Origin of the sequence: uncultured Methanobrevibacter sp., assembly GCF_905235195.1 — an archaeon.
Lineage (GTDB): Archaea > Methanobacteriota > Methanobacteria > Methanobacteriales > Methanobacteriaceae > Methanarmilla.
On the sequence record NZ_CAJOKH010000046.1, the window covers coordinates 1 to 11,770 of the forward strand.

At 24.8% G+C, this 11,770-nt stretch carries 9 protein-coding genes and 1 pseudogene; 6 read left to right on the forward strand and 4 right to left on the reverse strand.

Annotated features, from left to right (window positions below; genetic code table 11):
* Nucleotides 1–221 precede the first annotated feature (221 nt).
* Nucleotides 222–1,112: a zinc-ribbon domain-containing protein gene (locus tag QZ146_RS06435; RefSeq protein WP_295722846.1), complete on the reverse strand. Its 891-nt coding sequence runs from the start codon at nt 1,110–1,112 to the stop codon at nt 222–224.
* A gap of 543 nt (nt 1,113–1,655) precedes the next feature.
* Here QZ146_RS06435 and QZ146_RS06440 point away from each other — a divergent pair.
* The 3 genes from QZ146_RS06440 to QZ146_RS06450 all read left to right on the forward strand — a co-directional run bounded on the left by QZ146_RS06440 (nt 1,656) and on the right by QZ146_RS06450 (nt 4,636).
* The gene (locus tag QZ146_RS06440) at nt 1,656–2,444 is read left to right on the forward strand and encodes an ADP-ribosylglycohydrolase family protein (protein ID WP_295722847.1); all 789 of its coding nucleotides are present in this window, start codon (nt 1,656–1,658) and stop codon (nt 2,442–2,444) included.
* Nucleotides 2,445–2,846: 402 nt separating this feature from the next.
* Nucleotides 2,847–4,238 carry an MFS transporter gene (locus QZ146_RS06445; RefSeq protein ID WP_295722848.1) on the forward strand — a complete coding sequence of 464 codons (1,392 nt, stop codon included), beginning with the start codon at nt 2,847–2,849 and terminating at the stop codon, nt 4,236–4,238.
* An 83-nt stretch (nt 4,239–4,321) separates the two neighbouring features.
* Nucleotides 4,322–4,636: a TIGR04076 family protein gene (locus tag QZ146_RS06450; protein WP_295722849.1), complete on the forward strand. Its 315-nt coding sequence runs from the start codon at nt 4,322–4,324 to the stop codon at nt 4,634–4,636.
* A gap of 41 nt (nt 4,637–4,677) precedes the next feature.
* Here the strand turns inward: QZ146_RS06450 and QZ146_RS06455 are convergent, their stop codons facing one another.
* The gene (locus tag QZ146_RS06455) at nt 4,678–5,499 is read right to left on the reverse strand and encodes a nicotianamine synthase family protein (RefSeq protein ID WP_295722850.1); all 822 of its coding nucleotides are present in this window, start codon (nt 5,497–5,499) and stop codon (nt 4,678–4,680) included.
* 627 nt (nt 5,500–6,126) lie between these two features.
* Here QZ146_RS06455 and QZ146_RS06465 point away from each other — a divergent pair.
* Nucleotides 6,127–6,947 (forward strand): annotated as a pseudogene (locus tag QZ146_RS06465) (DUF4422 domain-containing protein).
* Nucleotides 6,948–7,394: 447 nt separating this feature from the next.
* Here QZ146_RS06465 and QZ146_RS06470 read toward each other — a convergent pair.
* A complete protein-coding gene (locus tag QZ146_RS06470; protein WP_295722853.1) occupies nt 7,395–7,883 on the reverse strand; it encodes a hypothetical protein in 489 nt (162 codons plus the stop codon).
* Nucleotides 7,884–8,660: 777 nt separating this feature from the next.
* On the opposite strand from QZ146_RS06470, the gene QZ146_RS06475 reads away from it, so the two are divergent.
* Together QZ146_RS06475 and QZ146_RS06480 are read left to right on the forward strand one after the other, a co-directional pair.
* The gene (locus QZ146_RS06475) at nt 8,661–8,825 is read left to right on the forward strand and encodes a C-GCAxxG-C-C family protein (RefSeq protein ID WP_295722856.1); all 165 of its coding nucleotides are present in this window, start codon (nt 8,661–8,663) and stop codon (nt 8,823–8,825) included.
* 116 nt (nt 8,826–8,941) lie between these two features.
* A complete protein-coding gene (locus QZ146_RS06480) occupies nt 8,942–9,802 on the forward strand; it encodes a radical SAM protein (RefSeq protein ID WP_295722854.1) in 861 nt (286 codons plus the stop codon).
* A gap of 1,000 nt (nt 9,803–10,802) precedes the next feature.
* Here QZ146_RS06480 and QZ146_RS06485 read toward each other — a convergent pair.
* Entirely contained in the window at nt 10,803–11,483 is a 681-nt protein-coding gene (locus tag QZ146_RS06485; RefSeq protein WP_295722855.1) for a TIGR00266 family protein, read from the reverse strand.
* Nucleotides 11,484–11,770: the final 287 nt, after the last annotated feature.

An 11,770-nucleotide genomic window follows, 5' to 3' on the forward strand; every position in this document is an offset into this window, starting at 1 on the left:
CACCATTAAAAACAGACCAACAAAAACTAAAAATCAACAAAAAAGAAGAGCAAATATCACTCTTAAAATTTTGCTCTATCTAGCACCCTATTTATTTTATTATTAATTTTTTTTACATTTTTTAAATACTCTTTTTTTAAAGTATTTATTTCATCTTAATATTTCTTTATTTATTTTTTATATAAAAAATAAAATAAATAGAATAAATTTATTATTCTATTTTAATTTAAAGTTATATTTTGGCTGTAGAATGGTTCATTACTTGACGCATCTTTTTTTAAAATGACTTCTGCAGTATATGGTTTTTCTTTTTCCATATAAAATCCGTCAAATTGATATGTTTTTCCTTCTTCAACATTGCTTACATCTAAAGGATAAGTTCTTGTTAAAACCTTTCCATTCTCATCTAAAAATATCATTTCCATAGATATATAATCAATCGTTTTATTAAAATGAATATCTCCTTTTACATTACCATCATAATAACCATAAGATAATTCAATTGAATTATCTACATTGTCTATACTTACACTATCTGATAATGCATTTTCTTCTGAAATATTCAAACCTGCCATTACCATTATTATTATGAATATTATTAATACAGTAGCAACTGGTAAAGCGTACATTATTTTATTATCTACATTTAATTTTTTTGTTATAAAAATAGATAATATTCCAGATATTATAAATATTATACCTCCGATTAAAGCCATATTTCCTAAAAAGAACATCATTAAAATACCAGTAAGTATAAATTGGATGCCTGCGATGAAATATTCTTTTTTAAAGTGGTAGAGATATATACCTAAGCATCCTCCAAGTATTGCACTAGTCATTTCACATACAATATTTTCCCATCCTATTAGTGTAGGGCAGTTTAAACCTTCTATAATACCGATAAAAACACCAATTACTCCTAATACTAAAGGAAGTAGCAATGTTTTATTATCAGAATTCATATTTTCATTATTTTTAGAAGTTTGTTGTTTTTTATCTAATTCTTTTTTATCTTTTGAATTATTTTCAGAATCTTCTAAGTTTTTACCACAGGATTTGCAGAATTTATCCTCATCTGAATTTTCTTTTCCACATTCCGGACAGAAAACCATTATTATCACTCCATCATTATTTTTCTTCTTATAAGATTAATAAAATTTCTTTAATGATATATTTATCTAATTATTCCAATATTAACCATATTATCAAGAATAATCACTAATATAAATATTCATATATATTTTTAAATTTTTTTTTAATCTTTAAGTTTTAAAAAAAGGGTGAAAAGATAATATTTCATTCATATGATTTAGGACTATATGTAATATTTAAACAGTATTTATCCATTAAATGATTTTATAGAACTTCCAAAGCCATATATAAAATATCATGTCGAATATAAAATACTTTTATATAGTCTATATAAAATAAGAAAAAATTAGTATTTTCTTTTTATACATATGCACCCTCATAAATATTATCTGTATTATTAGTAATATAAAGATTTTTAAAAATTTAATAAAATATAACGATGATGTATGGAATTTTATATATATATTAAAGATTTAAAATTATAATATTAAATAAAAATCTTTTAGATATCTATTTAAATCAAGAATTTTAAAAGATATTCCTAAGTTTTAGGTGGTGATAATTTGAAAGGAATTATAGGGGCTATTGCAGGGGATATTATAGGTTCTCCTTATGAATTTGATCCTATTAAAACAAAAGAATTTTCTCTTTTTAGTAAAAGATCCATATTCACTGATGATACTGTAATGACATTAGCTATTGCAGATTGGTTAATTGAGGATAAAACATCTAAAAATGTCTTAATTCAAAAATTGAAATATTATGGTCAATTATATCCTAATGCGGGATATGGTGGAATGTTTAAAGAGTGGGTACAATCAGATAATCCTTCACCTTATGGTAGTTGGGCTAATGGTTCTGCAATGAGGGTTTCTCCAGTTGCATGGGTTGGTCAAACACTTGAGGAAGTAGAGTCTTTAGCAAAATTATCTGCTGAGGTAACTCATAATCATCCTGAAGCTATTAAAGGAGCTCTTGCAGTTGCTGATGCAATATATTTAGCAAGAATTAATAGTTCCAAGGAAGAAATTAAAAAACATATTGAGTTAAGATATAATTATAATTTATCATATTCCCTTGAGGATATTAGACCTACTTATAGCTTTAATGTTTCATGTGAGGGAAGTGTTCCTGAGGCAATTATCTGTTTTTTAAATGGTGAAAATTTTGAAGATACTATTAGAAACGCTGTTTCATTAGGTGGTGATGCTGATACTCAGGCGGCTATTGCTGGAAGTATTGCAGCTGCATTCTGGGAAGTTCCAAAGGAAATTCATTATAAATCAATTCATAGATTGGATTACACACTTTTAAATACACTAATTAATTTTGAAAATGAGTTTTTAGATTAACAATCAATTTTCCATTTTTTTTCTTTTTTTCTTTTTAATGTATACTTATTAAAAAATTAATAGTAATTTTAAACAAGTTAATTTTTAAAAATGAAAAAATTATTTTTTAATATTTCTATTTGATTGCTTTAATTATTTTATTTTATTTTATTTTAATATCGGGTATTTGTTTCTATTTTTTGAAAGTTCTAAGTATTTCAAATTTATTTAATAATTTAATTCAATTGTAATAACATAATTTTAAATATTTGGTTAAATAAAATTATACTATATTTAAATAATTTTTTAGTTTACTTAATTAATTCTTCATTTTGGTTGGTAGATAAAGATTTTAATAAAACACCATTACTTGAAAGGTAATGGATTGGTGATGATTTAATCAATATTAATGGAAGTGAGTTTATGAAATTTGATTTGGAAAAAATCATAATATTTGTTTCATTTATTACATCATTCTTTGCTGTATTTTTATCAAATGGTATTATTATTGGAGTACCGGCTATTGCAAAAGAATTTGCAATGAATAATGTTATACAAAATTGGGTGCCAACAATATTTTTCCTTGCTGTTGCAGTTTTCACAGTTCCTGCAGGACAAATATCCGGTAAATTTGGGGTGAAAAAATCTTTACTTGGAGGACTTATTCTTTATGCACTGACTTCTATTGGAGCAGTATTTTCATTTTCTACAGAATCATTTTTGTTTTGCCGTATACTTCAAGGGATAGGAGTTGCATTTATAAATGTATCTGCAATGGCTATGGTTGTACAGGCTATTAAACCTCAAAATAGGGGTAAAGGCGTAGGATTTACAGTAACTGGTGTTTATCTTGCAACTTCATTATCTCCTGTAATTTGTGGATTATTAGTTTATAATCTTGGTTGGAGATCTATGTTCTACTTTGTAATTCCATTTTTAGTCTTGTGTATTATTCTTTTAGTCTGGAAAATACCTAAAGAATGGAAAACATATGATGATGATAAGATTGATAAGTTAGGTTCTATTTTATATGCAATAGGTATTTTACTTTTTATTTATGGTTTTACAACTTTAACAACAAGTAATGGTTTAATTTTAACTGTTCTTGGATTAATTATTTTAAGTATTTTTGGAGTATATGAGCTTAGGGAAAAATCTCCTGTATTTAATATGCATTTATTTAAAAATAAAAAATTCACATCTTCTAATATTGCAGCTTTATGTAGTTATATTGCGGTAATGGTAGTTACAACTATATTAAATTATCATTTCCAATATGTTAGAGGATGGGATGCTCAAAAAGCAGGAATGATATTGATTATTACTCCAATTATTATGGCAATTATGGCTCCAAATGCAGGTAAACTTTCAGATAGAATACATCCTCAAAAATTAGCAGCTATTGGTATGTCTATTGCTACTGTGGCTCTTGCAATATTAACATTTTTAGATGAAAATACTCCATTATATTTTGTTATACTGGCAATGATTTTACAGGGTATTGGAATGGGATTATTCTCTAGTCCAAATATGAATGCAATTATGAGCTCTGTTCCGCCAAAAGATGCTCCAATTGCATCTGCTTCTCAGGCAACTATGAGAACTATTGGTCAGACAATGAGTTTAGGTCTACTTACCCTTGTATTTGCATGGATAATGGGTACTCTTCCACTTGCACATAAATATTCAGCTATGATACTCCAATCATCTCATATTATTTGTGGAATAAGTACAGTTGCATGTATAATTGCAATATTTGCTTCACTTGTAGGTGTAAAATCTAAAGATAAATTTAATATTGATAGACCAAGTTAAATTATATTAAAATAAAAAATCATCGAATTTTTAATTTTTTTTAGGTTTTTAGGTTTTTAAATTTTTAAGATTATGGTGTAGAGATGAAAAAAGTAAAAATCACTGTTATAAGAAAAGTAAGACATGATGATTTAATTGAAAAGTATGAAAATCCATTAGAACGTGAATGTGATGTGGAAGAAGGAGAAATTTTTATTGCTAATGGGTGGGTAAAACCTTCTAGTTTCTGTGATAGTGCATGGGTAAGTATATCTCCATTTGTTATGGCTTTAGCCAATGGTGCCAGTGATTTTTATGATGGTTGGATGAAAAATAAAAAATCAGCAATGATATCATGTAATGATGGATTTAGACCTGTAAGCTTTTTGCTTGAGACAATGGATGAAGATGCTGATTAATCTTATTTTGCATCTATAGCTTTATTTTAATTAAATATTGTTTATTCAATTTTCCTAATTAATACAGAGGTATTATTTGTTTTTCCACTAGGAAAAAGCGTAATCTCTTTATGAAAACCCCTTGTGTCTTTATCAAGAACTGGAGAATATAATAGGGCTCTCATACCAGTATATGTTCTATAAATAACTGGCGTATTTTTATCAACATATTCCCAAATATTTGAAAATACTCTCTCTTTAGGTTCTGCAAGAGCTGCAACCATTAAAATGTCATAATCTAATTTTTCAATAGTGGTTTCATCTCCAACAATAATTTCAATTTCTTCATCAAAATTTAATCTTTTTAAAACTTTTCTTGATAATTCTGCCACTTCTGGATTTTGTTCTATTCCTATACAATTACAGGCAAATACTTTGTTAAACATTATTAAAGTTAATGGAAGTGGGCCTGATCCTAAAAATACAAAGGTTTTATCTCTATTGAACTTAGCTAATTGACTTTCGTTTTCAATTAAACCTATATAACGGTTATAAAATTGGAAGGAATCTAATGTTTCAGTGGGATTATCTGATTCTAATATTTTTAATGCGTTTTCTGTTTCAAGCCTTGCACCAACATATACATAAAATTTTCTAATTAATTTCAATGTTTTATTCATTTTCTCATCGTCGAGAATATGTTTTGCTGAATCAAAATCTATTGTTTTATCATGGGCAATTATTTCTACTTCATCTAATATTTCAATAATCTCATCAATATTAACATCATCTAGTGCAGAATCCCCATATTTTTCTAAATTTCCATAACTATATAATTTATTTCCTATTTCTTCAAGTTTTCCCCAATATTTATAACAGCTCATTTTATCCCCTAATAAATTTTTTTATAATTTTCAATGTGTTTATTTTATTAAAATTTTTAAGTATACTATAATTTATATTAAAGTTTATTTGATATAAAATTTTATCTAAATTATTTTAAGTAAAATTTAACATTAAATAAAAAATTCATATCTTTAATAGCTCAAAACACATCTACACTTAAAAAGAATAAAAATAAGAAAAACAATTTATTTAGAGATTTATTCTTTTTGGTGGTGAGGAATAAACATTATTATACATAACTTTATTAGTTATTAGATATGTAAATATAATAATATTTATTGGGTATTTAATAGGAGAGGAGGATTTTTTTTAGAAATTGGGGAAAGGACATGAATATATTTGCTTAAAATCATTATGGTTTTGTATAGAAATATATTTATCAAATTAAAAAATATTTAATATTTAACTAAATTTAATGCAATCGTTTAATTAGATTTTAATAAAACCTATTCCTGACTTCTTTTTAAATGAGGACTAAAAATATATTTATTAGTATATTACTAGTTCTTTTATTAACTCTTTATACTTTTTCTTTTGTTAAACCATATGCTAATATAAAATTAAAGGAGAATGATTTAAAAATGGTTGATGTAAAAATTTATGTGATGACCCACAAAAAATATAATCTTTTAGACAATGACCTTTACACACCATTATTTGTAGGTGCTGAAGGTAAAGAAGAGACATTCGGTTATCTAAGAGATGATGTAGGAGATAATATTTCTTCAAAAAATTCCAATTATTCGGAAATCACAGGATTATACTGGATTTGGAAAATTCAACAGCAGATATCTTGGGATTAAATCATTATAAACGATATTTTAAAAAAGGGGCCCTAGGTACTGGAGATTATCTTGATAAAGAAACTATTATTAAGGATTTAGAAGATCATGATATAATATTGAATAGGCGTAAGCAATTCTTAAAAAACTGGGATTTATTTCAAAATTTTGTATCCGAGCAGGATTTGATAACTTCCTGTGAAGTGATTAAGGAAAAATTTCCAGAATATTATGATGATTATCTTAAGATGTTAAATGAAAGATACTTATATTCTTACTGTGTGTTTGTAGCTAGAAAGGAGACTGTTGATGAATATTGTTCATGGTTATTTGAGTATTTGCAAGAATTAGAAAATGTTTTAGATGTGCAAAATAGAGAAATTGGTTATTTTGCAGAACTTGCCCTTGGTCTTTATGCTATTCATAATAATTTAAAAATTAAAAACCATTGTCTTGAGTTTAGAAATTTAGATATAGGCTTTTACACTGATGTTGACTTTCCTTTATGGAAATCACAGCAAAAACGTAGAATTAATTTTTCATTTTTAATAAATTTAGGTAGTAAATCCCATTTTGTATCAATTACTGTAATCTTACTATTTAAAATTATTTTTTCCATACAAAATTTGTTTAAACGCAAATAACCAAATACTTTTAATTTTAATATTTTTAAAATTTTTTATATTTTTTTAATTTAATAATTTTATAAACTTATATTTTTAGTTTTTTTTATCTTTATTTAAATTCCATTTAATTTTTCATTAAAAAATGTTTAAATTATGTCTTTTTTTAAATACTTAAATAAATTAGCTAATGAAGTTACTAATTCAGCTGCTGGATGCAGAATTTCCTCCGCATAATGCTATTGCAGCTATAGTTATAATAGCAACTACTGCTACAACTCCACCAATTATAATATTTTTTCATTATTACTTGTTAATTGATTAAAAATAGGTTTTGTTGAAATAATATTTTCATTAACATAAAGAATTAATACAGAAAATAGAATTTTAAAAAATAGTTTGAAAAAATCCAATAGGATTTCTTCAAAGTAAAAAATTAATTATTTTAAAATTATTTAAAAAGTTAAATTAGGAGGTAATTGGACTAAGATTATTGTCTTTATTAAAACCATTTAATAGTTTAGTTAAATCAGAGTCACTAACATTACTACCGTCTTTTGCAAATACTATTACAATAAATTCTTCTCCATCACTTTTGACAATTTCTGAAATACCATGTGTTGATTTATCCATATCTTTAAAATGGGAAGTATTATCACTGTTTGATGTAAGTTGCATATCCTCATCAGCACTTATATATTCTCTTCCATCATCATGGATAATATTTTCATATATATCGTCATTATCTGCATCGTCAATTATATCATCATCTACATTTTTATATATACCAATTCCTGAGTCTTGATTTTTATTTAAATATAAAGAATAATAATTTCCTTTATATACACTTTCATATGATTTATCTACAGTAAAATCATTTACACTTTTTGCAGCATAAGCAGTACTAATTAACATTAAGGAAATTAGTACAATTAAAAATACTTTCTTAACATTCATTTTTTACCATCCTTTTTTTTATTTGAGGTCTTCGTCAAATGTTTAAAACTTATTTTTAAAATCAATTTAATCCTTTATTTTAAAAATAAAGAAAGAATTAATCAAAAATATAGTTAACAAACATTTTTGAAATTTTTAAGTAATTTAAATATTCTTTTAATACCTTCAGCCATTATTGCTAAAAGTGCAAGAACTAAAAGTCCAATAGGGGTACTTTTTTATATAAGTCGTTTGAAACATATTTTTCTTTAGCAGTATTATTTGAATTATTTTCTTTAGACTATTTTTTCCTACATTATTTTTTTCTTTTTCAAAACACTCTCTAGGAGTAGTACTATTGGTATCACTTGTTATATTAGTTGATGTTACTTTTTTACCAGTATTTATTAAAAAATATTATTTAATTAAGAAAATTCATATCTGCTAATTCTTAATCATACATATATTTTTTTTTTTAAATATATTTTATGTTCAATTATTTGATGTCACTTTCAAAAACTTAAGTGATTTGATTTTTATAAAATTTTTGTTGTGAGATTTATATCTCTTCTAAATGTTCTTTATTTTAAATTTAAAAGTAGTAAAGTTAATATATAAGTTGAAGCTAATATATTTATATGAAAAGAAGAAATATAATGGCTTCAAATAGAAGTATATTCGATAAACATAGGCTTTTTTAAGCTTCTCAGGATCTATTTTAATGGGGTTATGTGAATGTGCAGAATATCCTATGGAAAAATCTGAAATGGTAAATTATTCTATGGATTTGCAGGAGGTATTGGTGGAACATTTGATGAAGGTACATGTGGTGCTCTAACTGGTGCTTTAATTGAAGATGGCTTAGTTGTAGATAATCCCACAATTATTAAATCTAATGTTAAAAAAATTTTTAACTTATTTAAAGAAGAGTATGGTAGCGTTTGCTGTGGCAAGATAACATAATGGGCAATATATGTCTCAATGTATTGATTGCTGTGTTTTTATTGCAAATAAACTTGCAGATTTATGGAAAAAGTAAAAAATTTAAACTAGAAATTTATATTTATGAATTGGTTAATATGCACTATATAAAAGCTAAAACTATTTTATCCAAAAACAATGGGATGAACTTGTATAGAGGTTGTAGTCATGGCTGTATCTACTGTGATTCTCGAAGTAAAATATATGGAATGGACCATGACTTTTTAGATATTGAAGTTAAAGAAAATGCAGTAGAACTTCTTAAAGCCGAACTTAAAAAAAGACCTAAAGCTATGATTGGAACAGGTTCAATGACAGATCCATATATTCCTCTTGAAAAGGAATTAAATTATATGGGAAAGGTTTTAAAATTAATATTAAATTATGGTTTTGGTTTTACATGTATCACAAAATCAGATTTAATTTTAAGAGATTTAAATCTACTAAAAAAGATTAATGAAAAAACAAAAGTTGTTGTACAGATGACTATTACAAGTCATAATGATGAATTATCTAAGATTTTAGAACCTAATGTATGTGTCACATCAAAGAGAATTGAAGCTCTAGAAAAATTAAATAAAGAGAATATACCTACAGTTGTATGGTTAACCCCCATATTGCCCTATATTAATGATAATGAAGAAAACATCAATAAAATTATAGATGCTTGTATTAAAACAAATGTTAAAGGAATAATATGCTTTAATATGGGTCTAACACTAAGAGTAGGTAACCGTGAATATTTTTATAGTCAATTAGATAAACATTTCCCATCACTAAAAGAAAAATACATTAATAAATTTGGAAATAGATATGTAATCCAAAGCCCAAATAATAGAACTTTAATGGGTCTGTTTAAAAAACGAACAAATGAAAACAATATTTTAAACAAACCTGATGAAATATTTAATTATTTAAGGAAATTCCCTGAAAAAACATACCAAACTACATTATTTTAAAAATCCATTGGTTTTAACATTATGCCTTATTAAATTAGGTTTCAATGTATTTATCTAAATATTATTAAGTATCCTTACTATAGATCCAATTATTAATGCATATATATTGTACATTCACGAACACCTGTAATATATCCTAAAAAGATAAATAATAAGATTGTAACAAGGGTAATATTAATAAATGGTTTTACTTGTCCGAATTCTTTTTTTTTGAAATTGCAACTATTACTCCATCTGGAGGTAAATAGACAATTTTTGTTTTATTTCAAGTAACACACCAAAAGCAATTACAATACAACATAAAAGTAATACTAATATTTGGTTGATATAGTTTTCAGGATGTATAAATCCAATTAAACTTAATGAGAAATCTATAAATCCTGAGAATATTGTTCCAATAAGTATCTATAATAATTGTCTTTCTTTCAAAATCTTTTTTAAGTATAAGTATTTGGATTAAAATACAAATAAAATTAAAGATTAAACAACGGCATAACACTTAGTTTAGAAATTATACTTGATACATAGGGAAGACAATTAAAGTAATGGTCCTTAAATTAGATTTAATTGATATATAATATATATTTATAATTCATTAGGTATAAACTTTTGGTAATAAACTATAATAAGAATCTAATTAGAGATTTTCCAAACATATTATATGATATAAATCCCGAATTAGATGATAAAATTTATGATATATTCATGTAATAAACTTTGATAGCGAAAATCTTGAATTTTATCATGACATGCAAAAAGATGAGAGTAAATGTATTTTAAATTAAATACTTTTTATTTTTAATTCTTTTTTAAATTTATTAAAATATTTAAGGGTTTTAATATAAGTTTTAGTTTATTTCAAATAGTTTAAGGTTTTTTAATACGTTTATTTATATATTTTAATAGTTAAAGGTTTAAATAATTTTTAAAATATTAATTAGAATAGTATATTTAATAAAATAAAAAGTTTAAAAGTTTATTTAAAATAAACTTTTAGTATTTATTCATTTGGTTTAGGTAGTAATGGTATAAGTGCTTCAGCTAATTTACTAAGTGGCATAGTTTGTATCCATACTTTTCCAGGACCAGTTACTTTTGTGAAAAATAGTCCTTCTCCAAATAATATGTTTTTTGCACCTTTAACCCTTTCAATATCAAAGTCAACACTTTCATCCATTGCTGCAATATGTCCAGGGTCTAATAATATTGTTTCTCCTTCTTCTAAATCTTTTTCAATTACTTCTCCATCAATTTCTAAAAATACTACTCCTTTGCCTGAGAATTTTTGAAGAATAAAACCTTCGCCACCGAATATTCCTGCTCCGAGCTTATCCTTAAAGTATATATCAACATCAATGCTATTTTCTGCAGCTAAAAATGCATTTTTCTGACCAATAATAGTTTTGGATTCATTTAATTCAAAAGGTATAATTTTTCCAGGAGTACATGCTGAAAATCCTATTTGTTCATTATCATTTTCTGCTGTAAAGTAATTTAAGAATATTGTATCTCCTGATAGGGCTCTTCCAATTCCTTTTAAGAGACCTCCTCCAGTATTGGTCTCCATGTTCATACCAGAGGTCATAAATGCCATTGCACCAGTTTCATTTTTCATAGTTTCTCCTTGTTTTAATGTACAAATTACCATAGGAAAAGACCCACCAGTTATTTCATATTCCATTATATCACCTAAAATTTTATATAAATCTATAAAGTTTCTTATATTATATATGTTTTTTGTTTTTATTATTAGAGTATTCCAATTTTTTTAATATTTTATTAAATATTTTTCTATAATTGAAAAATCTAAAAATTGATTAAAGAGTATCTATTAGATTAAATAAATTATATTAGTTAATATTATTGCTTTATTATTTTTATATTGATTTATAAAATTACTTAATTTTAGTTTAAATATTTAATTTTTTCATTAATATGAGTAATTTATAAATTATAAACTGTTTTGCA